This window comes from Streptomyces sp. NPDC107765, assembly GCF_055657085.1.
This window is the reverse complement of sequence record NZ_JBVKBL010000013.1, coordinates 1-24,754: the sequence shown is the minus strand read 5'-3', so window position 1 is coordinate 24,754 and position 24,754 is coordinate 1. Positions and strand designations below refer to the sequence as shown.

The 24,754-nt window shown below is 70.9% G+C and carries 18 protein-coding genes; 9 read left to right on the top strand and 9 right to left on the bottom strand.

The genetic code is table 11. From position 1 onward, the window contains the following. Position 1 precedes the first annotated feature (1 nt). Both ACZ7MX_RS28135 and ACZ7MX_RS28130 read left to right on the top strand, forming a co-directional pair. The gene (locus ACZ7MX_RS28135; protein WP_030801698.1) at positions 2 to 520 is read left to right on the top strand and encodes an amino-acid N-acetyltransferase; all 519 of its coding nucleotides are present in this window, start codon (positions 2 to 4) and stop codon (positions 518 to 520) included. A 156-nt stretch (positions 521 to 676) separates the two neighbouring features. Beyond that, a complete protein-coding gene (locus ACZ7MX_RS28130; RefSeq protein ID WP_030416764.1) occupies positions 677 to 1,012 on the top strand; it encodes a histone-like nucleoid-structuring protein Lsr2 in 336 nt (111 codons plus the stop codon). Here the strand turns inward: ACZ7MX_RS28130 and ACZ7MX_RS28125 are convergent. Continuing rightward, positions 943 to 1,557: an SCO3374 family protein gene (locus ACZ7MX_RS28125; RefSeq protein ID WP_472136284.1), complete on the bottom strand. Its 615-nt coding sequence runs from the start codon at positions 1,555 to 1,557 to the stop codon at positions 943 to 945. The two genes, ACZ7MX_RS28130 and ACZ7MX_RS28125, sit on opposite strands and share 70 nt — an antisense overlap. 609 nt (positions 1,558 to 2,166) lie before the next feature. On the opposite strand from ACZ7MX_RS28125, the gene ACZ7MX_RS28120 reads away from it, so the two are divergent. Then, positions 2,167 to 4,692, top strand: a complete 2,526-nt coding sequence (locus ACZ7MX_RS28120; RefSeq protein ID WP_472136025.1) for an ATP-dependent Clp protease ATP-binding subunit — start codon at positions 2,167 to 2,169, stop codon at positions 4,690 to 4,692. A 324-nt stretch (positions 4,693 to 5,016) separates the two neighbouring features. On the opposite strand, the gene ACZ7MX_RS28115 is transcribed toward ACZ7MX_RS28120, so the two are convergent. Next, entirely contained in the window at positions 5,017 to 7,635 is a 2,619-nt protein-coding gene (locus ACZ7MX_RS28115; protein WP_472136024.1) for an NACHT domain-containing protein, read from the bottom strand. A 63-nt stretch (positions 7,636 to 7,698) separates the two neighbouring features. Further along, a complete protein-coding gene (locus tag ACZ7MX_RS28110) occupies positions 7,699 to 10,929 on the bottom strand; it encodes an NACHT domain-containing protein (protein ID WP_472136023.1) in 3,231 nt (1,076 codons plus the stop codon). 699 nt (positions 10,930 to 11,628) lie between these two features. On the opposite strand from ACZ7MX_RS28110, the gene ACZ7MX_RS28105 reads away from it, so the two are divergent. Beyond that, a complete protein-coding gene (locus ACZ7MX_RS28105) occupies positions 11,629 to 12,327 on the top strand; it encodes a M23 family metallopeptidase (protein ID WP_472136022.1) in 699 nt (232 codons plus the stop codon). Here the strand turns inward: ACZ7MX_RS28105 and ACZ7MX_RS28100 are convergent. Next, on the bottom strand, positions 12,309 to 12,923 hold the full coding sequence (locus tag ACZ7MX_RS28100) for a TetR/AcrR family transcriptional regulator (protein WP_472136021.1): 615 nt from the start codon (positions 12,921 to 12,923) through the stop codon (positions 12,309 to 12,311). The two genes, ACZ7MX_RS28105 and ACZ7MX_RS28100, sit on opposite strands and share 19 nt — an antisense overlap. A gap of 187 nt (positions 12,924 to 13,110) precedes the next feature. Between ACZ7MX_RS28100 and ACZ7MX_RS28095 the strand changes: the two genes are divergently transcribed. After that, a complete protein-coding gene (locus ACZ7MX_RS28095) occupies positions 13,111 to 14,685 on the top strand; it encodes an MDR family MFS transporter (RefSeq protein WP_472136020.1) in 1,575 nt (524 codons plus the stop codon). A gap of 372 nt (positions 14,686 to 15,057) precedes the next feature. Here the strand turns inward: ACZ7MX_RS28095 and cseC are convergent, their stop codons facing one another. Genes cseC through ACZ7MX_RS28080 form a run of 3 tightly spaced genes read right to left on the bottom strand, consistent with a single transcriptional unit; the run spans position 15,058 to position 17,594 of the window. Next, the gene (gene cseC, locus ACZ7MX_RS28090) at positions 15,058 to 16,359 is read right to left on the bottom strand and encodes a two-component system sensor histidine kinase CseC (protein WP_472136019.1); all 1,302 of its coding nucleotides are present in this window, start codon (positions 16,357 to 16,359) and stop codon (positions 15,058 to 15,060) included. Positions 16,360 to 16,367: 8 nt separating this feature from the next. Further along, positions 16,368 to 17,078, bottom strand: a complete 711-nt coding sequence (gene cseB, locus ACZ7MX_RS28085; RefSeq protein ID WP_472136018.1) for a two-component system response regulator CseB — start codon at positions 17,076 to 17,078, stop codon at positions 16,368 to 16,370. Positions 17,079 to 17,087: 9 nt separating this feature from the next. Continuing rightward, positions 17,088 to 17,594 (bottom strand): hypothetical protein, encoded by a 507-nt coding sequence (locus ACZ7MX_RS28080; RefSeq protein ID WP_472136017.1) that lies wholly within the window; start codon positions 17,592 to 17,594, stop codon positions 17,088 to 17,090. Between ACZ7MX_RS28080 and ACZ7MX_RS28075 the strand changes: the two genes are divergently transcribed. Beyond that, positions 17,593 to 17,826, top strand: a complete 234-nt coding sequence (locus ACZ7MX_RS28075) for a hypothetical protein (protein ID WP_393572629.1) — start codon at positions 17,593 to 17,595, stop codon at positions 17,824 to 17,826. The two genes, ACZ7MX_RS28080 and ACZ7MX_RS28075, sit on opposite strands and share 2 nt — an antisense overlap. Positions 17,827 to 18,170: 344 nt before the next feature. On the opposite strand, the gene ACZ7MX_RS28070 is transcribed toward ACZ7MX_RS28075, so the two are convergent. Both ACZ7MX_RS28070 and ACZ7MX_RS28065 read right to left on the bottom strand, forming a co-directional pair. Further along, positions 18,171 to 18,791, bottom strand: coding sequence for a SigE family RNA polymerase sigma factor (locus ACZ7MX_RS28070; RefSeq protein ID WP_472136282.1), 621 nt, complete (start codon positions 18,789 to 18,791; stop codon positions 18,171 to 18,173). Between the two features lie 618 nt (positions 18,792 to 19,409). Next, complete coding sequence (locus tag ACZ7MX_RS28065; protein ID WP_030801722.1) at positions 19,410 to 20,369, bottom strand: HhH-GPD family protein; 960 nt, start codon at positions 20,367 to 20,369, stop codon at positions 19,410 to 19,412. A 576-nt stretch (positions 20,370 to 20,945) separates the two neighbouring features. On the opposite strand from ACZ7MX_RS28065, the gene ACZ7MX_RS28060 reads away from it, so the two are divergent. From ACZ7MX_RS28060 to ACZ7MX_RS28050, 3 genes are all read left to right on the top strand, one after another. Next, positions 20,946 to 21,977 (top strand): hypothetical protein, encoded by a 1,032-nt coding sequence (locus ACZ7MX_RS28060; RefSeq protein WP_472136016.1) that lies wholly within the window; start codon positions 20,946 to 20,948, stop codon positions 21,975 to 21,977. Positions 21,978 to 22,427: 450 nt separating this feature from the next. Beyond that, positions 22,428 to 23,279 carry a hypothetical protein gene (locus ACZ7MX_RS28055; protein WP_472136015.1) on the top strand — a complete coding sequence of 284 codons (852 nt, stop codon included), beginning with the start codon at positions 22,428 to 22,430 and terminating at the stop codon, positions 23,277 to 23,279. Positions 23,280 to 23,552: 273 nt separating this feature from the next. After that, positions 23,553 to 24,542 carry an NAD-dependent epimerase/dehydratase family protein gene (locus ACZ7MX_RS28050; protein ID WP_472136014.1) on the top strand — a complete coding sequence of 330 codons (990 nt, stop codon included), beginning with the start codon at positions 23,553 to 23,555 and terminating at the stop codon, positions 24,540 to 24,542. The last annotated feature ends 212 nt before the right edge of the window (positions 24,543 to 24,754 follow it).

Here is a 24,754-nt window from a genome sequence, read left to right as displayed (position 1 = left end):
CATGCCCGCGCATTCAAAAGGCCTCACCGTCCGCCGCGCCAGGACCGGCGATGTCCCCGCCGTACGCCGTCTCATCGACGCCTACTCCCGCGACGGGATCCTCCTCGACAAAGCCACGGTCACGCTTTACGAGGACATCCAGGAGTTCTGGGTCGCCGAGCGCGACGAAGACGCCGAGGTCGTCGGCTGCGGCGCACTGCACGTGATGTGGGAAGACCTGGCCGAGGTGCGCACCCTGGCGGTGGATCCGCAGCTCAAGGGGGCCGGCGTGGGTCATCAGGTGCTGGAGAAGCTGCTGGCCACCGCGCGCTGGCTCGGAGTGCGGCGCATTTTCTGTCTCACCTTCGAAGTCGACTTCTTCGGCAAGCACGGCTTCGTCGAGATCGGCGAGGCCCCGGTAGACGGTGATGTCTACAGCGAGCTGCTGCGTTCCTATGACGAGGGCGTTGCCGAGTTCCTCGGCCTCGAACGAGTGAAGCCCAACACCCTGGGTAACAGCCGGATGCTTCTGCACCTGTGATGAGTGTTCTATGTCCGAATCGCTCCCCTATCTCATGGCTACGGAAGCATGCGTTCCCCGGTCTGCGGGCAAGTGAACCCTACCCAAGGGTTTGTGTTTTTCCCGGAAAAGCGGTTTGCTTTCCGTCGTAATCCGCATTCGATGAAAGGGAAACCGGTGGCACAGAAGGTTCAGGTTCTTCTTGTCGACGACCTCGACGGCGGCGAGGCCCACGAGACCGTGACGTTCGCGCTCGACGGTAAGGCCTACGAGATCGACCTCTCCGACAGCAACGCCGAGAAGCTGCGTGAGTCGCTCGCCGACTTCGTGAAGGCCGGCCGTCGTACCGGTGGACGTTCCGGCGGTCGCGGCAAGGCACGTGCGGCGGCTTCCGCCGGCAGCCAGGACACCGCGAAGATCCGCGCTTGGGCGAAGGAGAACGGCTACAACGTCAATGACCGCGGCCGTGTCCCCGCCGACATTCGCGAGGCATTCGAGAAGGCCAACGCCTGATCGCGGCACACGCGGTCCGATTGGGCATTACCAGCACGCAACAACCGGGCACGGTGGCACTCCGTCGCCGCCGCGCTCACAAGCCGTACGAGGTCGGGGACGCCTCCACCGTCCCCGATTCCTGTCCCGAACCCCGTGCCGGGCAGGGAATTCTCCGCCTCGTGCCCGGTCCGGGGAGGTCGCACCCATACCGCGGCCTCCCACGAACCGAATGCACCAGGTGATGAGGGGTCGAAGGGGAACGCCGGTGCGGGCATCCGGCCGCCGGCCCCCCGCGCCGTGAGATCCCCGGCGAGTGCGCCCCACTCCAGCCATTCCAGGATTCCCGGAAGTTCCTCGGCGCCGCCCGGCGCGATGAGAACGAGCAATTTCGGCCGGTTACCCGGAGGGTTCGCGTCGCCTCCCGGCCGCAGCAGTGCCACCGGGCCCAGCAGCGGCCACCGCCGCAGCACCGCACTTCCGGCACCGGCCGGCATCTCCAGCACGTCGAAACGCACCCCGGTCAGCAGCTCCGGCGGGTCCGTAGGTGCCGTCGGCCACCCCATGCCGTCCTCGTACCGCCGACGGGCGGCGGCGAGCGGACCCGAGGGGTCCGGTGGGCCGGAGCCCTCGGAGGGGCTGTGGAGGTTGCGGGGGCGCGGGAGCACGCGGAGCATGACCGGTGCAACTGCCCGCGACCACGGAAGTTACGGTGCGTGCCTGCACCCATACTCACCGTGTTTGCGTAAGCGGCTTGGTGAGGCGTCCGGCGGCGCGCGGATGTTCGCCCGTAGCGGATGGAAGCGGTCCGCGCCGCATGGAGTGTCAGAGGCAGCGGGTAAGACAGTCTCAGTGGGAAGAGACGGTGTGACCGGCGCACGAAGCGCCTCGGCCCGGCTTTCGGCGGGATGCGGGCGGCGTGTCGGGGAAGGGCGCGTTCGCCACGGGCGTAGTGGCGGAGGGCGTATATGCCTGGCCTGCGGGAACATCGTCTCGCACCATCGAGTTGGAGCAGATGTCAGCTGTTCGGCAGTAAATTTCCCCGCCGGAGCGGGGGTGATCCGGACGGGTGTCGGCAGTTGGAATGAGCTGTCCCGCCCCGCGGGACTAGCATGCGGAAGGACAGGGAGGGGACCGACCCCTAACTGCCTGACCGCTCTGAGGAGCGATTAACGATGTTCGAGAGGTTCACCGACCGCGCGCGGCGGGTTGTCGTCCTGGCTCAGGAAGAAGCCCGGATGCTCAACCACAACTACATCGGCACCGAGCACATCCTCCTGGGCCTGATCCACGAGGGTGAAGGTGTCGCCGCAAAGGCCCTGGAGAGCCTCGGCATTTCGCTTGAGGCGGTCCGTCAGCAGGTGGAGGAGATCATCGGCCAGGGCCAGCAGGCCCCGTCCGGGCACATTCCCTTCACCCCCCGTGCCAAGAAGGTCCTGGAGCTGTCGCTCCGCGAGGCCCTCCAGCTCGGCCACAACTACATCGGCACCGAGCACATCCTGCTCGGCCTGATCCGCGAGGGCGAGGGCGTCGCCGCCCAGGTCCTCGTGAAGCTGGGTGCCGATCTCAACCGGGTGCGGCAGCAGGTCATCCAGCTGCTCTCCGGCTACCAGGGCAAGGAAGCCGCCACGGCCGGCGGCCCCGCCGAGGGCACGCCCTCGACCTCCCTCGTCCTGGACCAGTTCGGCCGCAACCTCACGCAGGCCGCTCGCGAGACCAAGCTCGACCCGGTCATCGGGCGCGAGAAGGAAATCGAGCGCGTCATGCAGGTGCTGTCGCGCCGTACGAAGAACAACCCGGTCCTCATCGGCGAGCCCGGCGTCGGCAAGACGGCGGTCGTCGAGGGCCTGGCCCAGGCCATCGTCAAGGGCGAGGTGCCCGAGACCCTCAAGGACAAGCACCTCTACACCCTCGACCTCGGTGCCCTCGTCGCCGGCTCCCGCTACCGCGGTGACTTCGAGGAGCGCCTGAAGAAGGTCCTCAAGGAGATCCGCACCCGCGGCGACATCATCCTGTTCATCGACGAGCTCCACACCCTCGTGGGTGCGGGCGCCGCCGAGGGCGCGATCGACGCCGCCAGCATCCTCAAGCCGATGCTGGCCCGCGGTGAGCTGCAGACCATCGGTGCCACCACGCTCGACGAGTACCGCAAGCACCTGGAGAAGGACGCGGCCCTGGAGCGCCGCTTCCAGCCCATCCAGGTCGCGGAGCCGTCGCTGCCGCACACGATCGAGATCCTCAAGGGCCTGCGGGACCGCTACGAGGCGCACCACCGCGTGTCCATTACGGACTCCGCACTGGTCGCCGCGGCCACCCTGGCCGACCGCTACATCTCCGACCGCTTCCTGCCGGACAAGGCGATCGACCTGATCGACGAGGCCGGCTCCCGGATGCGGATCCGCCGGATGACCGCGCCGCCGGACCTGCGCGAGTTCGACGAGAAGATCGCCGACGTGCGCCGGGAGAAGGAGTCCGCGATCGACTCACAGGACTTCGAGATGGCCGCGGGCCTGCGCGACAAGGAGAAGCAGCTCCTGGCCGCGAAGGCGAAGCGGGAGAAGGAGTGGAAGGCCGGCGACATGGACGTCGTCGCCGAGGTGGACGAGGAGCTGATCGCCGAGGTCCTGGCCACGGCCACCGGCATCCCGGTCTTCAAGCTCACCGAGGAGGAGTCCTCGCGTCTGCTCCGCATGGAGGACGAGCTCCACAAGCGCGTCATCGGCCAGAAGGACGCCATCAAGGCGCTCTCCCAGGCCATCCGGCGTACCCGTGCCGGCCTGAAGGACCCCAAGCGTCCCGGTGGCTCGTTCATCTTCGCCGGCCCGTCCGGTGTCGGTAAGACCGAGCTGTCCAAGACGCTGGCGGAGTTCCTGTTCGGCGACGAGGACGCGCTGATCTCCCTCGACATGTCGGAGTTCAGCGAGAAGCACACGGTCTCCCGGCTGTTCGGTTCGCCCCCCGGCTACGTCGGCTACGAAGAGGGCGGGCAGCTCACCGAGAAGGTGCGCCGCAAGCCGTTCTCCGTGGTGCTCTTCGACGAGGTCGAGAAGGCCCACCCGGACATCTTCAACTCGCTGCTGCAGATCCTGGAGGACGGTCGCCTGACCGACTCCCAGGGCCGGGTCGTGGACTTCAAGAACACCGTCATCATCATGACGACGAACCTCGGTACGCGGGACATCTCCAAGGGCTTCAACCTCGGCTTCGCGGCCCAGGGCGACACCAAGTCCAGCTACGAGCGGATGAAGAACAAGGTCAACGAAGAGCTCAAGCAGCACTTCCGCCCCGAGTTCCTCAACCGTGTCGACGACACCGTCGTCTTCCACCAGCTGACCGAGGACGACATCATCCAGATCGTCGACCTCATGATCGCCAAGGTGGACGAGCGGCTGAAGGACCGCGACATGGGCATCGAGCTCAGCGGCACCGCCAAGTCGCTGCTGGCCAAGCGCGGGTACGACCCGGTGCTCGGCGCCCGTCCGCTGCGCCGCACGATCCAGCGCGAGATCGAGGACGCCCTCTCGGAGAAGATCCTCTTCAGCGAGCTGCGTCCGGGTCACATCGTGGTCGTCGACACCGAGGGTGAGGGTGACAGCGCCAAGTTCACCTTCCGCGGCGAGGAGAAGTCCGCCCTGCCGGACGCCCCGCCGATCGAGTCCGCGACCGGCGGTTCGGGCCCCAACCTGAGCAAGGATGCCTGAGCAGCGGAAACGCCTCACCGTGCAAAGCGGCTATAGCGCCCCAACCGAATAAATCGGAGCAGGTGCACCGGAACTGCCCGGAATCGTACGAAACGATTCCGGGCAGTTCCGTTTTCGTTTGGTGGATACGGGTGCCGGGTCTTCGGCCTTCGGCGCTCGGTATACGGCGGATACGCACGATGCAGTAGATACCGATGAGACACCGACGCGGCAGAGCCATTGTTCCGGCGCGCTTCCCCCCAGCACTTCCACGGCACTTCTGCGCCACTTCCGGGGCACTTCCCTGGGGCTTCCGGGCGCTTCCGGAACGATTAGCTCCGGTGATTAGCTCCGCACCACACGAATTCCGTCCGGAACCCCCTGCACCGGCGGAATGCGGCGGCCGATCCGCAGCGTGTCCAGATTCGGAAAGGCGGACAGCCACTCCATCGAAACGCCGAGGTCGTACGCGAGCCACAGCCGGGTCAGGCCATCGGCCGGCGCGATGCCCTCGACCAGCTGGTCTGGCGTGAAGTGCCCGGCGATCCGCAGGTGCGGGCGCCCGCCCAGCCGGCGCAGCGCCTGCAGTTCCTCCGGGCCGGACACCGGGAAATACAGCTCGGCCGGATCGAGGTGGGCGATGATCTCGCGGGCGTAGCGGGCCGTGTCGTAGCGCCGCCACGCCCCGGCGAGCTGCGCCCGGATGTCGTGGTGCGCCCGGTCCCGCAGTCCCGTCAGATAGTCGATCGCCATGTCGTCCGCGATCGAGGTGGCGGTGATCGCCAGCAGCACCGCCTCCTGGTCCGGGACGTCCGTGGGGTCCGGCAGCATCTCCAGCACGATCGGCCCGATCCAGCCCAGCGCCCGGGCCGCCGACGGCGTACCGGGGCGCACCATGTCCCGGGTGAAGCGCTGCACCCGCGCCCGGACCGCCGGGTCCAGCTCCGCGGCGTGCTCCAGACAGGCCGCCGCCAGCAGCTTGCGGTGCCGGGCCTCCGCGGCCCGCACGCCCGGATGCGGGGCCAGCAGCCCGTCCAGCAGCGCCGCGCACTCGTCCGGCCGGGACAGCGCCACCGCCATCCGGATCACGTCCTCCCACGCGTCGTGGTGCGCGTGCTCCAGCAGCAGCGTGAAATCGTGCCGCTGCACCACCGCCCGCGCGGACAGATAGTCCTGGAACGTACGGTGCACGAAGTCCACGGTGCCGGGCGTCGGCTCCCGCAGCAGCCCGGTCCGGTTGAGCAGATGCCGGAAGACCTCCTCCGGCCCGCCCTGCCGCGCGGCGTCCGGAATGGCCGGCAGATGCTCCGCCAGCGTCGCGACCGCCGTCGCCCGGTCCATCTCCGAACGGCCGTGGATCAGCATCCAGTGGGCCAGCTTCTGCAGCAGCTGGATCTTCGGCTGCCGGGTCAGCTCCACCCCGTCGGGCGCCCCCATCGCCCGCTCCCGGTCCCGCCGCTCCAGCAGCATCGACAGCGCCGCGTCGTAGAGCTCCTTGCGGCCGTGCGGCAGATAACCGCGCCGGTCGCGGTGGAGGGCGCACAGCAGCCCGCACATCAGCGGATTGGTCGCCAACCGCCCCAGATCACGGGTGATCCGCACCGCGTTGAGCAGCGTCCGCTCGTAATCGGCGAGCCGGTCGAGGTCGGCCGGGCGCTGTTGGGCCGCCGCCCGGTGCCAGCGCTGGATGAACGCGGCGACGTCCTCCCGGCTCATCGGCGCCAGCGCCACCTCCGCGAAGCCCGCGTCGGCCAGCCAGTTGCCGGGCACCGCGGACGGCCGGGACGTGACGATCCAGACGTTCCCCGGGTAGCGGCCGGTCCACTCGCCGAGCTTGCGGCGCAGTTCCTCCCGCTCCTCCTCCGGCGCCTCGTCGACCCCGTCGACCAGCAGCAGCGCCCGCCCCTCGGCCAGCACCCGCTCCGCCCAGCCGGCCGGCGCCCGGTCCGCGTCCTGATACCCGACCGCGTCCAGGAACGTTTCCGGGTCGGGCAGCCCCGCCCGCGCGAACCGGCGCACCGGCAGCAGGAACGGCACCCGGCCGCGCAGCTCCACCAGCGCCTCCGGCAGCTCGTCGCGGGCCGTGGCGACGGTCAGCCACTGCAGCAGCGTCGTCTTGCCGGCCCCGGCCACCCCGCGCACCAGCACCCGCCCGCGCCCGGCCAGCGCCCGCTCGGCGGGCAGCGGCGGATCGTCCTCCGGCGACCCCGGCTCGCACTGCAGCCCCAGATAGGCGGCGTCCAGGGGCCAGCTGTCGGGGGAGTGCGCGAGGTCGATGCCGTAGATGGTGAGGTGGTTGTGGAGGGCAGCGGTGCGCCGGGCGTACTCCTCCTCGAAGGCGGCCTCGTCGAAGGTGCCCTCTTCGAAGGCGGCCTCGTCCACGGCTTGTTCATCCATGGTGGGTTCGTCGACGGCCTCGCCGGGGGTGCGGTCCGGCGGTGCGGCGGGGGCCGCTGCGCCCGGCCCGTGGATCAGCTCGGCGAGCGTACGGGTCTGCTCGGGGAGGGCGTGGGCCACATACGGCGACCGCCGGGTGAGGAAGTACAGGACGTGCCGGGCCACCACGTCCACCAGCAGCCCGTACAGCCGCGCACGGTCCCCCGCGAGCCGGCCGGCGGCGCCGGGCACCTGCGCGCACAGCCGGCGGGCGAACTCCGCGGGCAGCAGCCGCGCCGCGTCGACGTCGTCCATCCCGGTCCCGGCCAGCGCCCGCAGCGTACGGGCCAGCGCGGCGGCCAGGTCCGGGTCCCCGGCACCGGTCGCCTGCTCGACGAGGGACGCGGCGAGGTCGTCCAGCCCGGACCCGCTCAACTCCGGCTTCTCACCGGTGAACGACACCAGCAGCGCGATCGGAACGGGCCGGCCGACCAGCCCGGTGACCGGCCCGTCGGTGCGGAACAGCTTGCGGACGAGGGGATCGACGGTGTGCGGGGCGAGACGTGCGGCGAGGCTCGTGGGATCCATGGACTTCCCGTAACTGCGGTACCGGGCAGGGGGGTTGGGCGCCTGTGGTGCGGTGCGGCCAGCCTAGGCGCGGGGGCGGGGGTGGAGGGTGAGTTTGACGCCGGGCGGGAGATCGGGGACGGGGTCGGGGCGGAGGTCGTAGAGACCGAGTTCCTGGAGCTCGGACAGGCCGGCCAGGGAAGGAAGGGCGATCGGGGTGTCGATTACGCCGTAGACGTCGAGCTGGCGCAGGTGAGGGAAGGCCGGGAGGAGGGTGTCCAGCAGCGCGCTCAGACGGGGTGCGGGTACCCGTGCCGGGTTGAGGAGGCTGAGGCCGGTGACCTGGGGGAGCCGGAGGCCGGGCGGGAGCTCCAGCGACACCTGGTCGGAGGCCAGGCCCAGGGACAGCCAGCGCAGTTGCGCAAGCGAGGCCAGCTCGGCCCATTGGTCCTCGCCGAAGGCATCCGTGAGCCGCGCGAGGTGCAGGGTGCGCAGGCTGGGCCAGGAGACCAGACTGGCGAGCTCGGTTCCGAGGGGCTGGTCGGTCGCCAGGAAGGCCAGCGGGGCACCGGCGGGCAAAGCCGCGGTGCTGTCCGGCAGTCGGGAGTAGAGGCCCAGACCGGTGAGGCCGGTCAGCGCATCGAGTCCGGTCGGCAGATTCTGCCTTGGCAGTGAGTTGAGGTTCAGCGTGCGGAGGCCGAGGTCCGCGAGCGGGGCGAGGCTCTCGACCGCGGGGCACCCCCACAGCGACAGCCACTCCAGGTTCGGGAACTCGCGGAGGAAGTCCAGGTCGTTGATCAGCGGATTCCCCTCGATCGTCAGGCTCCGGAGGGGCTCGTGGACCAGTTCGGCCAAGAGTTCGCGGGCGGTGAACGAGCCGCTCACCACCATGCGTTGGCGGCCTCCGAGCGCCTTGAGCAGGCGCAGCTCCTCGGTGGACTCCGCAGTGATCGTCACCTCCTCGTCGAGGTGCCGGATCACGTCCCGGGCGTAGCGCTCGGCGTCGAACGCTCGCCACGAAGCGGCGAGTTGAACCCGTGTGCCGGCCGCCGGATGGTCACGGAACCGCTTGATCACCTCGAACCCCGCGTCCGACCCGACCAGCGCCGCCGTAGCCACCACCTCCTGCGCCTCGTCGTCCTCCAGTCCCTCCGGTCCCGGCAGCAGTTCCACGACCAGCGGCCCCACCGAGGCCAGCAGCCGTGACTCCTCCCGGCTGCGCGGCGGCAGGATCGCCCGTGCCCGTGCGTTCACCTCCTCCCGTACGCCCGGGTCGAGTTCCGTCGCGTGCTCCAGGCAGGCCAGGGCGAGCAGATGGACCCGCAGCCGGGTCGCGGCGTCGTCGGCGGTGTCTCCGTGGGCGAGCAACTCCCGTAAGAGCTCGGCCCGTTCGCGCGGGCGGGCGTGTGCGACCGCCATCCGGATCACGTCCTCCCACTGGACGTCCTCCGCATGCGCCACCAGCAGCCCGATGTCACCGTCCTCGACGGCCGCCTTCGCGCCCAGGTAGTCCTGGAACGTGCGATGGACGAACTGCACCGAACCGGCCACCGGCTCGCGCAGCAACCCGCTGCGCAGCAGCAGATGACGCAGTACGGCCGCCGCGTCCCCCTGCCGGGCGGCCGCCGGCACCGCCGGCAGCGCCTCGGCGACGATCCGCTCGGCCCGGTCCCGGTCCAGCTCCGTCCGGCCGTTGCGGATCAGCCAGTACGCCAGCCGCTGCAGCAGCTGGATCTGCGGCTCGTCGTTCAGCTCGATGCCCGTGGGGGCGGCCATGTCGCGTTCGCGGTCGCGGCGGGAGAGCAGCATGACCAGCGCCGCGTCGTACAGCTCCTTGCGGCCGGTGGGCAGATAGCCGCGCCGGTCGCGGTGCAGGGCGCAGATCAGCCCGCACATGAGGGGATTGGTGGCGAGCCGGGCGAGGTCCTGCTTGGTGTGGACGGCGGCCAGCAGCGACTGCTCGTACGCGTCGAGGCGGGCGGGGTCCTCGGCGCCGAGGCGGGCCGCGTCGTGCCAGCGGCCGATGAACGCGGCCACCTCGGCGCGGCGCAGCGGCGCCAGCGTCAGCTCGTCGAAGCCGTCGGAGGCGAGCCAGTCGTCGCGCACCGCGGAGGGCCGGGTGGTGACCAGCCACAGGTTGTCCGGGAACGCGTCGAGCAGATCGCGCAGCCAGCGCCGGGCCCGGTCGCGCTCGCGGTCCGGGATCTCGTCCAGCCCGTCGACGAGGAGCAGGCCCCGCCCGGAGGCCAGGATCCGGTCGGTCCAGCCGTCGGGCCGGGCACCGGACAGCGGGCAGCCGACTGCCGCGAGGAAGCGGTCCGGGGTGGGCAGCGGCGCACCGTCGCGGGTGAGGGTGCGCAGCGGCAGGACGAACGGGATCCGGCCGTAGAGGTGGGGGAGGGGCGTCTCGCCGGGGGCCTTGGTGCAGGAGACGGCCAGCCACTGCACGAGGGTGCTCTTGCCGGAGCCGGCCACGCCGCGCAGCAGCACCCGGTCGCGGCCGGCCAGGGCCTGGTCGGCGGGGAGGGGCGCCGGGGCGCCGGCCGGGTGGGCGCCGTCCTCCTCCCACGGGGCGGTGGTCGCCGGCCCGCGCCCGGCGGCCGGCGTCGCCGCGAGGCTCAGGTAGGCGGCGTCGAGCGGCCACCGGTCCGGGGAGTGGGTCAGGTCGATGCCGTAGATGGTGAGCCGGCTGTGCTTGCGCGCCACGTAGGTGAGATAGCTGCGCTCGAAGGCGAGCTCCGCCGCCCGCGGGGACGGATGCCGTTCGAGGAACGCGTCCATGGTGGTGATCAGGCCGTCCAGGCTGCGGCTCTGCTGGACCAGGGTGCGGGCGACGAAGGCCGACCGCTGGCTGAAGAAGTGCACGATGTGCAGGCAGGCGGTGTCGAGCAGGGCGCGGTGCAGCAGCTCGGCGTCCCGGGACAGGCCGCGGGCGGCGGACGGAGCCGCGACGAGCAGGCGGCCGGCGAGGGCACCGGCGCCGAGGCGGACGGCCTGTACGTCGTCCATGTCGAGGTCGCCGAGGGCGTGCAGGGTGTCGGCGAGCGCGTCGGCCACGGCCCGCTCCTCGTCCGCGGGGACCGGCCGTTCGCCGGGGCCGCGGCTGCGTAACGCCCGCTGCACCAGCTCCGCGGCGAGTTTGTGCAGGTCCTTGCGGGTGAGGGTGCGCTGCTCGCCGGTGAAGGACACCAGGGCGGAGATCCGTACGGGGGCCGGGACGAGGCCGGCGCCCGGCCCCTCCTTGACGAAGAGCTTCCGGACGAGCGGGGCCACCGCCCCGGACGCGAGCCGGATCCCCACTGCTGACGGGTCCATCGTGTGCGCCGCCTCCCCCATGGGCCGGTGATCCACGACCGGTGACCGCGACCGGTGGCCGTGATCGGTGATATGGCCGGTGATGTCGTGGGGCCAGGCTAGCCGGGACGGTGTGGCGGCGGTCACGGAATTCGCCATCCCGCGTCGCCGAAGAAGCCCCCCGCAATAACCGGATCAGCGCCCGCGAGTAATGCGGGTCACAGCCTTCCGGTAATCCAGGTCACATCGCCCGGGTAATCCAGGTCACAAAGAAGTCGGGCCGGTGGTGACATGACGCACAGCCGCTTGTGGGCCTACTAGCGGAATTAGAAGAAAGTGCGGGTGGGGGCGCGGGGGTTTTCCGGGGCCGGGGCGGGGTGTGGTGGGGGTGGCGGCCCGGGCGGGGCCACCACCTGGGCAACGAACGAGTAAAAGCGCTGATCAGCCGCAGTTTCGTGGACGTCTGGGCTGTCCGGAATGCGGTGATTCGTACGGGTCATGCAAAGGCCCGGCCGGAATGCAAGAGGCTCTTTCCCGACGGCTTTTGTACGGGCCTGCCTAGTAGCAGGGGCTCTTGGCGGGGCGGCCCCGACCGGTTACCAAGGAATGGCACTCCCGGTCCGCAGCCGGGCAGTCGTGAAATTCCTGATCTCCCCGATCTGCCTGATCCCTCGGATCTCCCAGATCTTCCTGATCGAATTCCGGAAGGAAAAAACCCGCATGTCGAAGTTCGCCGCCATTCGCCATTCCAAGAACTCCGCCGGTACCCCCAAGACCGCGAAGTCCCTGCTGCGCCGCCGGGCCGCCGTGGTCGCCGCCGGTGTCGGTGTGACCGTCGCGCTCGGCGCCGGTGCCGCCTCCGCCGCCGACGGTGGTCTGCTGGGCCTCACCTCGCACGTCGGCACGACCGTCAGCGCCCAGGCCGACGCCCAGGCCAAGGCCGCCACCGGCGCCAAGGCCGCCGCGGCCAAGGCCAAGAAGGACGCGGCCAAGAAGGCCGACGCCTGGGTCAAGCCGGTCGACAAGTACACGCTGGGCGAGCCCTTCGGCATCCCCGGCAGCCACTGGGCGCACAAGCACAGCGGCCAGGACTTCGTCGTGCCGAGCGGCACCGTGGTCAAGGCCGTCCACCAGGGCACCGTCATCAAGGCCGGCCCCTGGGGCGGCGGCGACGGCCCGGCCTACGGCAACGCCATCGTGATCCAGCACGCCAACGGGGTGTACACCCAGTACGCGCACCTGTCAGCGATCCAGGTCCACGTCGGCCAGCAGGTCGGCGCCGGCCAGCAGATCGGCCTGTCCGGCAGCACCGGCAACTCGACCGGCCCCCACCTGCACTTCGAAGTTCGCACCGGCCCCAACTACGGGTCGGGCATCGAGCCGACCGGATTCCTGCGGGCTCACGGCGACGCCGTCTGAGCTGAATCCGGCCGGGCTGGCCGGCGGTTCGGCGGGTTTGCCGCCGTGACCAGTTCTGTGGCGACCTCGAGGATGGCCTTGCGCTTCTCCTCGGGGTCGCCTTCGACGTGCTGCATCGCGAACATCCCCGCGTGCATGGAGAAGAGCGCCGTGATGCAGCGCACCTGATCCGTCAGCTCCGCATCGTCCTCCTTCAGGAGGCCGAAAAGGGTCAGCATGCGCGCCTTGAAGGTCTCGCCGATGCTCAGATCGCGCACCGCCGCCTGGTTCTCCTGCATGAAGCGGAACAGCGGCTCGGCCGAACGCAGCGCCTCGTTGTAGCGGCGGATCACCTCAAGCTTCGTCTCCAGCGTCCGCGGCTGCTCCTCGGCCCAGGCGATCAGCTCGTCGCAGGGCCTGGTCAGGTCCTGGAACAGGCTGATGACGATGTCTTCCTTGGTCTTGAAGTGGTAGTACAGCGCCGCCTTGGTGACCTCCAGCTTCTCCGCGATCTCCCGGAGCGAGGTCTTCTCGTAGCCGTGTTCGGAGAACAGCTCAAGAGCGACGTCCTGAATGCGCTGGCGGGTGTTCCCGCGGCGCGTCTGCCCGGTGCTCATGGTGCTCTCCTGCGTCGTCGGTGCTGGTGGGAGGCGTGCCCAGGACGGGGCCAAAGAAACTTACTTGACGCCCGGCTAGTTAGCGGCCTACCTTCCTCACTGTACTGAACTAGCCGGGCGGCAAGTAAGTAGGAGAGAGTGAGTGATGGGGAAGTCGCAGCCTGCGACCCCGACGGGGGACGGACGAATGACCGCGACCGGGGCGAATCCCTCGGACGCACCGCAGGGCAAAAAGCCTTCGAGCGTGCGGATGGTGGTCTTCGCGCTGATGATCGCGATGCTCCTCGCGATGCTGGACAACATGATCGTCGGCACCGCGATGCCGACCATCGTCGGTGAACTGGGCGGGCTGGAGCACCTGTCCTGGGTCGTCACCGCCTACACGCTGGCGACCGCCGCCTCGACCCCGATCTGGGGCAAGCTCGGCGACATGTACGGCCGCAAGGGCGTCTTCCTGACCTCCATCGTGCTCTTCCTGGTCGGCTCCGCACTGTCCGGCATGGCCCAGGACATGGGCCAGCTCATCGGCTTCCGCGCGGTCCAGGGACTCGGCGCGGGCGGCCTGATGGTCGGCGTCATGGCGATCCTCGGCGACCTGGTCCCGCCGCGCGAACGCGGCAAGTACCAGGGCATGATGGCCGGCGTCATGGCCGTCGCCATGATCGGCGGCCCGCTGGTCGGCGGCACCCTCACCGACCACCTCGGCTGGCGCTGGAGCTTCTACATCAACCTCCCGCTCGGCGCGATAGCCCTGGCCATGATCACCGCGGTGCTGCACCTGCCGAAGAAGCGCTCCAAGGCCCGCATCGACTACGTCGGTTCCGCACTGCTCACCCTCGGCATCACCGCCCTCGTCCTGATCACCACCTGGGGCGGCACCGAGTACGACTGGCTGTCGACGCAGATCATCGGCCTCGGCGTCTTCGGCGTCCTCGCCCTGATCGCGTTCGTCCTGGTCGAGCGCAAGGTCGCCGAGCCGGTGCTGCCGCTGCACATCTTCCGCAACGGCAACTTCTCGCTCGTCACCGTGATCGGCTTCCTCGTCGGCTTCGTGATGTTCGGGTCGATGACCTTCCTGCCGCTGTTCCAGCAGACCGTGCAGGGCGCCTCGGCCACCAACTCCGGCCTGCTGCTGCTGCCGATGCTGCTGGCGATGATGGTCGTCTCGCTGTTCGCCGGCCGGGTCACCACCCAGACCGGCAAGTACAAGGTCTTCGTCGTGGTCGGCGGCGGCCTGATCACCGCGGGCCTGGCCGTGCTGTCCCTCATGGACACCGGCACCAGCCGCTTCACCTCGGGCCTCTACATGGCCGTGCTCGGCGCCGGCATGGGCTTCCTGATGCAGACCACGATGCTGATCGCCCAGAACAGCGTCGAGCTGAAGGACATGGGCGTCGGCTCCTCGTCCGCCACCCTCTTCCGCACCATCGGCGGCTCCTTCGGCGTCGCGATCCTCGGCGCGATCTTCACCAACGAGGTGCAGTCGACGATGGTCGCACGGCTCGGCAAGGCCGCCGGCGCCAAGATGACCGGCGGCGGCGCCCAGATGGACCCCAAGCGCATGGCCCAGCTCCCGCCGGTGATCAAGGACGCCTACGCGCACGCGGTGGCGAACGGCACCCACCAGGTCTTCCTGTGGGGCGCCCTGGTCAGCATCATCGGCTTCGCGGCGGCGTGGTTCCTCAAGGAGGTCCCGCTGCGGGGCGGGGCCGCACCCAAGGCGGCCCCCAGCCCGGAGGAGCGGGTACCGGCGGCTGTCTGACGCGACGAACTCTCGCCGTAGCGCCTGCGGCGGGCGCCTCCGGCCCGTCCCCTCCCGTCGTGGAGGGTGAAAAACGCCGAGTGGGGGTGCACGTGAGAGATCACGTGCACCCCCACTCAGCTATTTCCCCCCACTACGGGAGGGGCTGGACCGGAGGACGAAGTCCGGAGGGCCGGCACCGCACCCGACAAACAAACGCCCGCCGCCAGGCGCAACGGCGAGCAACAACCATGGCGCTGCAGCCGAGTACGGGGGAGGCGCCGCAAAGCGCAACGGCGAGCAAGCCCCGCGGCGGGAGAGCCGGGTACGTGGGCGGCGCCGCAAAGCGGCAACGGCGAGCAAGCCCCGCGGCGGGAGAGCCAGGTACGTGGGCTATCTGTCCGGAAGGTGGATGACGGGAAAGCTCCCCGTATTCGTCGGGGCGTTCTCCGGCAGCCAGAGGACGGAGATCGCGCCCGTCGAGCCGTCCGTCAGCTCGTCCGCGTTGCGGAAGGTCAGACGGGCGCCCAGTACGCGGGCCTGGCCCGCGGCGATGGTCAGGCCCAGCCCGTGGCCGCGGCCCGCCCGGTCACTGCTGCCGGTGCGGAACCGGCTCGGCCCCTCGCGGAGCAGCGCCTCCGGGAAACCGGGCCCGTGATCGCGCACCCGCAGCACCCGGCCCTCGACCGTCACCTCGATCGGCGGCTTGCCGTGCCGCGCCGCGTTCGCGATCAGATTGCCCAGGATCCGCTCCAGCCGGCGCGGATCGGTGGTCGCCTCGGAGTCCCGTACGACATCGATCCTGATGTCCGGGTCCAGGGCCCGCACCCGGCGGGTGACGAACTCGCCCAACGCCACGTCCTGCAGCTCGGCGCGCTCGGCGTAGCCGTCCAGCCGGGCCACCTCCAGGACGTCCTCGACGAGCGTCCGCAGCGCCTGCGCACGGTCCCGGACCAGCTCCGACGGGCGGCCCGGCGGCAGCAGTTCGGCCGCGGTCAGCAGACCGGTGACCGGCGTGCGCAGCTCATGGGCGATGTCCGCGGTCACCCGCCGCTCGGCCTCGATCCGCTCCTGGAGCGCGTCCGACATGGCGTCCACCGCCCACGCCAGATCGTCCGTCTCGTCCCGCACCCGGCCGCCGACCTCGTCCCGGATCCGTACCGACCGGTCCCCGTCGGCCAGCTTCCCCGCCGCCGCGGCCGCCTTCCGCAGCCGCTTGGACAGCCGCCCGCCGACCAGTACGCCCAGCGCACAGCCGCCCACCACCACGGCGGTCGAACCGATCAGCAGCGCCTGGTCGAGATCGTCCAGAACGGCGAAACGATCCGGGAAACGGTCGTGCATCGACAGCACCCGGCCGTCGCTCAACGGCGTCGCCGCCCACACCTCCGGCGCCGTCTCCCCGGTGTCCTGCAAATACGTCGCGCGCTCGTTCTCCGCGACCTCCCGGCGCAGCGGAGCCGGCAGCGCCGGATCGTCGAGCTTCGCACCGAACTGCAGCCGGCTGGTCGACTCGAAGATCTTCTGGGTGAAATTCAGCCGCTCGACCTGCACGTCCCGGCTGTTGTCGAGCATGGAATGGCGGGCCGCGTTGTGCACGACGAGGCTCAGCGCGATCGCGACCAGCGCTCCGACGAGCGCGATCGCGGCGCTGAGCTTCCATCTCAGCCCTGTCCGCAGGGCCAGCCTCACCACCGGCGGCGTCAGCCTCTCAGCTTGTATCCGAAACCGCGGACCGTCTCGATCCGGTCCTGGCCGATCTTGCCGCGCAGCCGCTGGACGTGGACGTCCACGACCCGGGTGTCACCACCCCAGCCGTAGTCCCACACCCGCTCCAGCAGCCGGTCGCGCGAGAGGACCGTACCCGGCGCGTTGGAGAACTCCAGCAGCAGCCGCATCTCGGTCGGCGTCAGCGCCACGTTCTCGCCGCCCTTGCGGACCTCCATGCCCTCGGTGTCGACCTCCAGATCACCGAAGCGCAGCACCGCCTCGTCCGGGCCGTCGTCCGCCGCCCCGGCCGGCTTGGCACCGTCCGGGCCGCTGGCATGACCGAAACGGCGCAGCACCGCACGGATCCGCGCCACCAGCACCGCCCCGTCGAACGGCTTGGTGACGTAGTCGTCCGCACCCGCCTCCAGGCCCAGCACCACGTCGATCGAGTCGGCCCGCGCCGACAGCATGATCACCGGAACCGTCGACTCGTCACGGATCCGCCGGCACAGACTCACCCCGTCCAGCCCCGGCACCATCACGTCGAGCAGCGCGATGTCCGGACGGTTCGCACGGAACGCCTCCAGCCCCGCGAGCCCGTCCGGCATCGCGGTGACCACGAATCCGTCCCGCTCCAGCGCGAGCTGCGTCGCCTCGCGGATGACGTCGTCGTCCTCGACGAAAAGCACATGGGTGTCGGCCATGCGGTTGTCTCAACCCTCCGGTCCCGCGCCGCTGTCGTCCGGCGCCGGGATGCTGTCGACGGTGGTCTTGCTGTAGTCGGTGTGGTACTGGTTGTCCTGGCGGAAGCGGCCGCCCGCCCAGCGGTACGTCGTCACGTCCTCACCGGACGGACAGCACACCTGGTCGCCGGCCGCATAGGTCTGCTTCGAGATCTCCAGCTGACCCTTGTTGACCGCGGCGGAGACCGACGGCTGCTCATTGGCATACACGTTGTCATACCCGTCCTTCGCCCCGCTGTCCCTGCGGTACACGTAGGACCCGATCCCCACCGAATCCGCGCAGGTCATGACGTTGACGATGACATCGGGCGACGAACCGCCGGTCAGCGACGCATAGGTCACCTCCACCGGATACTCGTCGGCGGCGCACGGCTTGTACAGGGACTTCTTCACATCCGCGCCGACCTTCGGATCGTCCCGCATCAGCCGGACCGCGTCGACCTTCTTGTACCCGGCCGACGAGGTCGGACTCGGCATGTTGCTCGCCGCCGCCTTGGGCGCCGGGGTGCTGCTCGCCGACCCCTCGCTGCGCACACCCTCGCCCCCCGGATTGCACCCGGCCAGCAAAAGGCCGACGGCGGCCACCCCTGCCGTGGCCGCGCCGCCTCTGGTCAACCCGATCCTGGTCAACCTGTTCCTGGACAATCCGCTCCTGCTCACCGTGCTGCTCGCACAGCCGCCGATCCCGCTGCTGTTCGTGAGTGACTGAAGTGCCTGAAGGCCGAGTGACTGAAGTGCCTGGAGGCTCTGAAGGCTCTGAAGTGACGATAGTCGTCGGTCTGCGTGGTGGTCGTGGTCCTCGTTGCTGAGTGAAAGCCGTCCTCGCTACGGAATGCCGCCCGCCGAGCAGCGCGCTGCCGTCCGGCGAAGCCGTTCCCGCGGTGCTCCGGAGTGTCCCGAGGTGTCCCCAGGTTCCGGAGTGTTCCGGGGTGTCCCCTGCGATTGTGACGCGTCGACCCGTGAACCGTACGGCTCCGGACCACGTGACCGTTTTCACACATTTGTCACGCGCGTGCCCGGGGAGCCGCTCCCTCGCACGTCAGGCCCCGCACGTCAGGCCGCGCACCGCTCCTGGTCCTGCCGCCCCCGGTCCTGCTCGCCGCGCTCCAGCATCCGCGCGTCGATGTCGCGGGCCTGCAGCTCCTGACGCAGCCGCGCCAGCGCACGGTGCAGCGTGCTCTTGACCGTGCCCGTGGACATCCCGAGCGCGGCAGCCGTCTCCTCCGTGCTCATCTGCTCCCAGTGCCGCAGCACGACCACGCTGCGCTGCTTGGGGGCCAGCACCCCGAGGATGTCCATCAGCAGCGCCCGGTCCGCGCGCTGCTCGGTGCCGTCGTCCACGCTCGCGTCCGGCAGCTGCTCGGTGGGCACCTCCTCCAGCTTGCGGGCCCGCCACCACTCCGTACGGGTGTTGATCATGACGCGGCGGAGGTAGGCGTCGGCCAGCGACTTGTCCGCGATCCCGTCCCAGCGGCCGTACGTACGCACCAGCGCCGTCTGCAGCAGGTCCTGAGCGTCGACCGGATCGGGCACCAGACGCCGGGCGCTGCGCAGCAGGGCCTCCTGCCGCGTCCGCACGTACTCTTCGAAGTCCAGTACCTTGCCGCCGCTGGTCGCCATCCCGACGCCTCCGATCCGCTTGCGATTCCCCACGTTGACTGCGCTGGCGGTCATCTCCAGCACGTGGAAGACGCTACGGAGGGGGTGTTGCGGCGTAATGTGCGTGGGCCCCACAGCGAGTGCACGGAAAACCCTCGGTTGTGTAACAGCCCGCCGGGGGTCATACCTCGGGTGGACGGCGACCCCCGCCCCGTCATACTCCGGACGGACAACACCCCCGCCCAAAGGCCCATGACGCTCAGGGCACTCGCCTCGCACCCGTCACGGCAGCCGTCATGGCACCAGCCAGGGCACCCCTCACGGCTACTCGTCGGAGCGCACGCGTCCCCGTTGCCGGGTTGCCGCACCGCCCGATCGAAGAATCACCATCCAGCCAATTACCGCCCCTTTTCAGCCATGAAAGGCAGTCAAGAGTCAGGGGCGGCTGCGGGCGCAGCCGCCCCTGGGGGGAGGGCGTGAGGGTGTTGGGGTGGGTGTGGGGGTGGGTGTGGGGGTGTGGGGTCTGGGAGTGCGGGGCCGGGTGGCGGTTACGCCTACGGGCGCGGGCACGCCCACGGGCGGCGGTTACGCAGGGGTGCCCATCAGGCTCGGCCGACCACGTCGATCGAGCTCGGCCGACCACGTCGATCGAGCTTGATCGAGCTCCCGCCTACGACCCCGCCTATGACCCGTCTACGACAGCGGCAACCGGTACCGGCCACCGCCCAGCGGCTCCACCAGGCCGTCCGAGACCAGCCCGTCCAGCGCCCGGGCGCGCTGCACCGGCTCGTCCCACACCGCGTCCAGCACCTGCTGCGGAACCGGCGCCACCGCCTCCCGCAGCACCGCGAGCAGCTTGCCCCGCACCTGCCGGTCGGTACCGGCGTACGTCTGGGTGCGCCGCGGCGGACCGTCGTGCGCCGGGGAGCCGGCCAGCCGCCACGCACACCGCGAGGCGATCGGGCAACGGTGGCACTCCGGCGTGCGCGCCGTACACAACAGCGCACCCAGCTCCATCGTGGCCGCCGCCCAGCGCGCCGCCAGCCCCTCGTCCTCGGGCAGGAGTTGGCGGGCGAGCTTGCGCTCGGCGGCGGTGGTGGCGTTCGGCGGGAACTGCCGGCCGGCCACCGCGCGCGCGAACACCCGCCGCACGTTCGTGTCCAGCACCGCGTGCCGCTGCCCGTACGCGAACGAGGCGACCGCCGCGGCGGTGTACTCGCCGACGCCGGGCAGCGCCAGCAGCTGGGCGTGCTCGCGCGGTACGTCACCGCCGTGCCGCTCCTGTATGGCGGACGCGGCGGCGTGCAACCGCAGCGCGCGCCGCGGATAACCGAGCCGGCCCCAGGCGCGGACCGCCTCGCCCGGCGCCTCGGCGGCCAGGTCGGCGGGGCGCGGCCAGCGGGCCAGCCACTGCTCGTACACCGGCAGCACTCTGCTGACCGGCGTCTGCTGGAGCATGAACTCGCTCACCATCACACCCCAGGCGCCCGCCTCGGGGCGGCGCCAGGGCAGATCGCGGGCATGCTCGTCGAACCAGTCGGTGACCGGCCCGTGCAGCGCGGTCCCGTCTGCGGCCTCCGCGGCCGGAACGGCGGCGGAAGCGGTCTCGGCGGCGTCGGACGTGGCAGATGAGGTGACAGGCGTCGAAGTCATGGCACCGCCGATCCTGGCACGTCCGCCCGCGCCCAGGAAACGCACCGGCCGCGCCCCGCCGCACGCCCACCCACTCGCAGGAGGACCTCATACGCACGCTTGGCCGCTACCGCCGGTACGCCGCCCCCCGAGACCGCCTCGGGAACACTCACCAAAACTCATTACACTCCGCGGGAACTGATTACTCTCCGTAATCGTTGCCGGAATAGAAGGAGGCGACAAGGCGGACCAGGCAGGGACGAGGCAAGGAGAGGCGAGGAGGAGAGGAGGGTAGGTAAGGCAGGGCGCGGCGGCCCCGGGCAGGGGGAAGACGCGGCAGGGCGAGCAGGACGCGCCAGGGCCGGGCATGACGGGGCGGGGACGAGCAAGGCGGAGACGCGGGCAGGGCATGGTCAGCTGATGGTCAGCTGGGCGCACGGTCGGCTGAGCGCATGGTCGGCTGGGCAGGTCCAGACCGAGGTCGGCTCGGGCCAGCCGAGGCGCGCAGGAAAATACGCAGGGCGCAGGCACAAGGCGCGGGGTATAGGGCACAAGGCGCACGGCGCGGGGTGTAGGGCACAAGGCCGGGATACGGACATGGCGAAGACGAACGACAGCAGCGACAGGCAGATGCCGCAGACACCAGAAGAGAGCGCCGGACGTACGGCGAACCCGAGCAGCAGCGCCGGCGAGCCCTTGCGCGTGCGGGACAGTGACCCTGCGCGTGGCGGGGATCCCGTACGCGACGGCGAGGCCGTACGCGACGGGGAGCCCGCGCGTGGCGACCGGTCCGAGAGCGGTGGTGAGTCAGGGCGGGGCGGCGAGTCGGTGCGTGGCCGTGAGTCGGCGCATGGTGGCGAGTCGGTGCATGGCGGCGCGACAGCCGCGAGCTCCCTGCCCTGCCCGCATGCGATCCAGCAGGCACTGGCCGCCCACACGACGATCACCCTGGCGTACGTGGACGAGGGGGGTCCCCAGGCCTGCGCGGTTCTGTACGCCACCGACACTGCCCCCGCCCACGCCACCCTCGCCGTGACTGTCGCCACTGACGCCCCCAATGCTGCCCATGCCAGCCAGGCCGCGGGTGGGACCGCTGACGGGGCCGATGGTGGAGCCGATGGCGGGGTCGGCGCGGCCGCAGGCGGTGTCGAGGCGGCCGGGGCGGACCGGGGCGCCGGCGTGGTGGAGTCGACCGACGCGGTCGACGCGGTCGGCGGGGTCGACGTGGGGGAGACGATGGAGGAGGTGACGGAGGGGGTAGAGGTGGCGGCAGGTGCGGTCGGCGGGCCGGTGCTGTACTTCGTCACGTCGACCACGACCCGCCACGGACGGGCTCTGGCCGACCCGGAGGCCCGGGTCGCCTTCACGGTGCAACGCGACGGCCAGGAATGGAGCGCGCTGACCGGAATTCAGGGCCGGGGTCGCTGCCGGCCTCTGTCGGGCGCCGAGCGGAACGCCGGATGGCGGGCCTATACCCGGCGCTTCCCCTTCGTCGAGGCGGACGAGCGGCTCCGGGCCGCCTTGGAACGCACCACCCTCTGGGAGCTACGCCCTGACTGGCTACGGCTGATCGACAACGGCCAGGGCTTCGGCCACAAGGTGGAGTGGCCGCGTCCAGAGGGGGCGTAGGCGCTGGGCGCCGCCGGGGACGCTGCCCGCGCAGTGGCCGGGGGCAGCGTCCCCGCAGAGTGGCCGGGGTGCGGTGCGCCCCGGGGGCTGCCCGCACTGACCCGTGGGACTGCCCGCATGGTGGCCCGGGAGGATGCTGCCCGCACCGTCGTCCGCGGGCGCTGCCCGCACCGTGGGGGTGGTGGGTTGCTCGTGGGGCGAGGGGGTGGGGTGGGCGGTGGTGCATGGGTGTGTGGGGGTGGGCGGTGTTGTACCGGGGGTGGTGGGTGTGTGGGGTGGGCGGTGGTGCGTGAGGGGTGGTGGATGTGTGGGGTTGGTGGGGTGGAAGGGCTGTGTGTGGGGGGTTGGGCGGGTGTGGGCAGTGAGGGCCAGGCTGATCATGGGAAAAGTTGCAGTCTGATGCGGCGGGTAGTGGCCGGTGCGGCTGCTGATCTCTCGTAGAGTTTCCGCGTGGGATCACTGCGCAATCCGATCGGGCCGCTTCCCTCCTCCATCTACTGGCGGCGGAGGGCCATTGCGCTGGCCATCGTCGTACTGCTCGCCCTACTGGTCGTGTGGGCCCTCAACTTGGGCGGCGGCGGCAACAGTGGCGACGAGGGCAAGGGCGGTGCGCACGGCAAGGGACCCGCGACGTCGATCACGCCCGGACCCTCGTCCGCGGGCCCGGCGATCAGCCAAAAGCCCGGCGGACGCGGTGAGTCGGGGTCCGGAGGGGAGTCAGGGGATGACTCCGGTTCCGGCGGTGGTGCGGGCTCCTCGGGCGGCGGGAGCGGCGGCGCCGGCGGTGAGGGCGGCGGGGCCGGCGGTGGTTCCGGGGGCGGGGCGTCGGGCGGTGGCGCGGGAGCCGGCGGGCCGATCGGGCAGGGGTCCGGGAAGGGTGTTCCGGCCAGTTCTTCATTGCCCAACTGCACTGATCCAGACGTCGAGTTGGTGCTGCGGAGCGTGAAGAGCTCGTACGCGCCGGGCAAGAAGCCGCAGTTCGAGCTGACCGTCAAGAACACGGCTGACGCGGCCTGCAAGGTGGACCTCGGGCGGAAGGCGGCGGTGCTCACGATCAGCGACGCCGCGGGTGACGACCGGGTGTGGGCCTCGAACGACTGCCCCTCGGGCACCGCGCCGGCGCTGTTGCAGGTGCCGGCCAACGGCTCCGTGAAGCGCACCGTCGAGTGGGACCGTCGGGCGAGCGGACCGCAGTGCGCGACGCCCAGTTCGGCCACGGTGCCGACCGGCAAGTACCGGATCGAGGCCAAGGTGCCGGGATTGAAGCCGGCCCGTACGTCGTTCGTTCTGGCCGAGGACTGAGCGTTCATCGTTGGCCGTTGCGGTTGCCGTTGGCCGTTGGCCGTCGGGCGTCGGACGTCCATCGCGTCGGCCGTCGGACGTCCATCACCGGGCGTCGGGTCTCGGGCGTCGGGTCTCGGGCGTCGGGCAATGGGTGTGCGCGTTCGCCGTCGGGCGTAGGGCGTGAGCCGTCCGCGGGCCGGAGGCGGGGGCTCCGGTAATTCCGCTGGCAGGGATTCCGCTGACGGCGTGCGGCGCTGGTTCGGGGCGGCGCAGTCCGGCACAGTCGGCGGTATGAAGCTACTGATGCTGGGCGGTACGGAGTTCGTGGGGCGGGCCGTCACCGAGGCGGCGCTGGCGCGGGGTTGGCAGGTGACGGTCTTCCACCGGGGGCGGCATGCGGCGCCGGAGGGCGCGGCGGCCTTGCACGGTGAACGGGGAGCGGCGGGCCCGGAGGGCCTCGCGGCGTTGCGGGCGGGGGAATGGGACGCCGTGGTGGACACCTGGAGCGGTGCGCCCTCGGCGGTGCGGGACGCGGCGCGGCTGCTGGCCGGGCGGGTCGGCAGGTATGCGTACGTGTCCAGCCGGTCGGTGTACGCGTATCCGGCGGCCTACGGGCTGGACGAGGGCGGGCCGCTGGTGGCGGGGTCCGCGGATGCCACGGACGCCGAGGACTACGCGGCGGCCAAGCGGGGCGGGGAGTTGGCGGCCCTGGAGGCGTTCGGGGAGCGGGCGCTGCTGGTGCGGGCCGGGCTGATCCTCGGGCCGTACGAGAACATCGGGCGGCTGCCGTGGTGGCTGGGCCGGATCGCCCGTGGTGGGCCGGTGCTCGCGCCGGGTCCGCGGGAGATGGCGCTGCAGTACATCGATGTGCGTGATCTCGCGGAGTGGACGCTGGACGCGCTGGAGGCCGGGCTCGGCGGGGCGTACAACCTGGTGAGCGAGGTCGGGCACGCCACCATGGGGGAGTTGCTGGAGAGCTGTGTGAAGGTCACCGGCTCGGATGCGGAGCTGCGCTGGACGGCGCCGGAGGACGTGCTCGCGGCCGGCGTGGAGCCGTGGACCGAGTTGCCGGTGTGGCTGGCGCCGGGTGAGTTGCGGGATGCGATGTACGGGGCGGATGTGTCCCGGGCGTTGGCGACGGGGCTGCGGTGCCGGCCGGTCGCCGAGACGGTGGCCGATACGTGGGCGTGGTTGCGGAGCATCGGCGGGGTGGCGCCGCAGCGTCCGGACCGGCCGGCGGTGGGGCTGGCGGAGGGGAAGGAGGCGGCGGTCCTGCGGTAGGGCTCGGGGGCTTCGGGCGGGGCGGGAGGGGCGGGAGGGCCGGGGGTCGGGGGAGGTGGTTGGAGGGGCCCTACCCGGCCCGCACCTACCCGGCCCGCACCTGGGAGGAGGGGCCCTTAGTACTGCAACCGCATGTGGTGTGTGTGGCCTCGGCGTTGGTAGTGGCAGTGGCGGGCTCTGGCTTGGCTGCGTCTGCGGAAGTGTGACCAGTG

Coding starts and splice junctions, on each gene's coding strand:
- ACZ7MX_RS28070 (WP_472136282.1), bottom strand. CDS start 18,791: ATGACCGCCAGCGCAGTCAACGTGGGGAATCGCAAGCGGATCGGAGGC.
- ACZ7MX_RS28050 (WP_472136014.1), top strand. CDS start 23,553: ATGAAGCTACTGATGCTGGGCGGTACGGAGTTCGTGGGGCGGGCCGTC.
- ACZ7MX_RS28110 (WP_472136023.1), bottom strand. CDS start 10,929: ATGGACCCGTCAGCAGTGGGGATCCGGCTCGCGTCCGGGGCGGTGGCC.
- ACZ7MX_RS28135 (WP_030801698.1), top strand. CDS start 2: ATGCCCGCGCATTCAAAAGGCCTCACCGTCCGCCGCGCCAGGACCGGC.
- ACZ7MX_RS28065 (WP_030801722.1), bottom strand. CDS start 20,369: ATGACTTCGACGCCTGTCACCTCATCTGCCACGTCCGACGCCGCCGAG.
- cseB (WP_472136018.1), bottom strand. CDS start 17,078: ATGGCCGACACCCATGTGCTTTTCGTCGAGGACGACGACGTCATCCGC.
- ACZ7MX_RS28060 (WP_472136016.1), top strand. CDS start 20,946: ATGGCGAAGACGAACGACAGCAGCGACAGGCAGATGCCGCAGACACCA.
- ACZ7MX_RS28075 (WP_393572629.1), top strand. CDS start 17,593: ATGTTGCTCGCCGCCGCCTTGGGCGCCGGGGTGCTGCTCGCCGACCCC.
- ACZ7MX_RS28115 (WP_472136024.1), bottom strand. CDS start 7,635: ATGGATCCCACGAGCCTCGCCGCACGTCTCGCCCCGCACACCGTCGAT.
- ACZ7MX_RS28120 (WP_472136025.1), top strand. CDS start 2,167: ATGTTCGAGAGGTTCACCGACCGCGCGCGGCGGGTTGTCGTCCTGGCT.
- ACZ7MX_RS28100 (WP_472136021.1), bottom strand. CDS start 12,923: ATGAGCACCGGGCAGACGCGCCGCGGGAACACCCGCCAGCGCATTCAG.
- ACZ7MX_RS28125 (WP_472136284.1), bottom strand. CDS start 1,557: ATGGGGTGGCCGACGGCACCTACGGACCCGCCGGAGCTGCTGACCGGG.
- ACZ7MX_RS28105 (WP_472136022.1), top strand. CDS start 11,629: ATGTCGAAGTTCGCCGCCATTCGCCATTCCAAGAACTCCGCCGGTACC.
- ACZ7MX_RS28080 (WP_472136017.1), bottom strand. CDS start 17,594: ATGCCGAGTCCGACCTCGTCGGCCGGGTACAAGAAGGTCGACGCGGTC.
- ACZ7MX_RS28095 (WP_472136020.1), top strand. CDS start 13,111: ATGACCGCGACCGGGGCGAATCCCTCGGACGCACCGCAGGGCAAAAAG.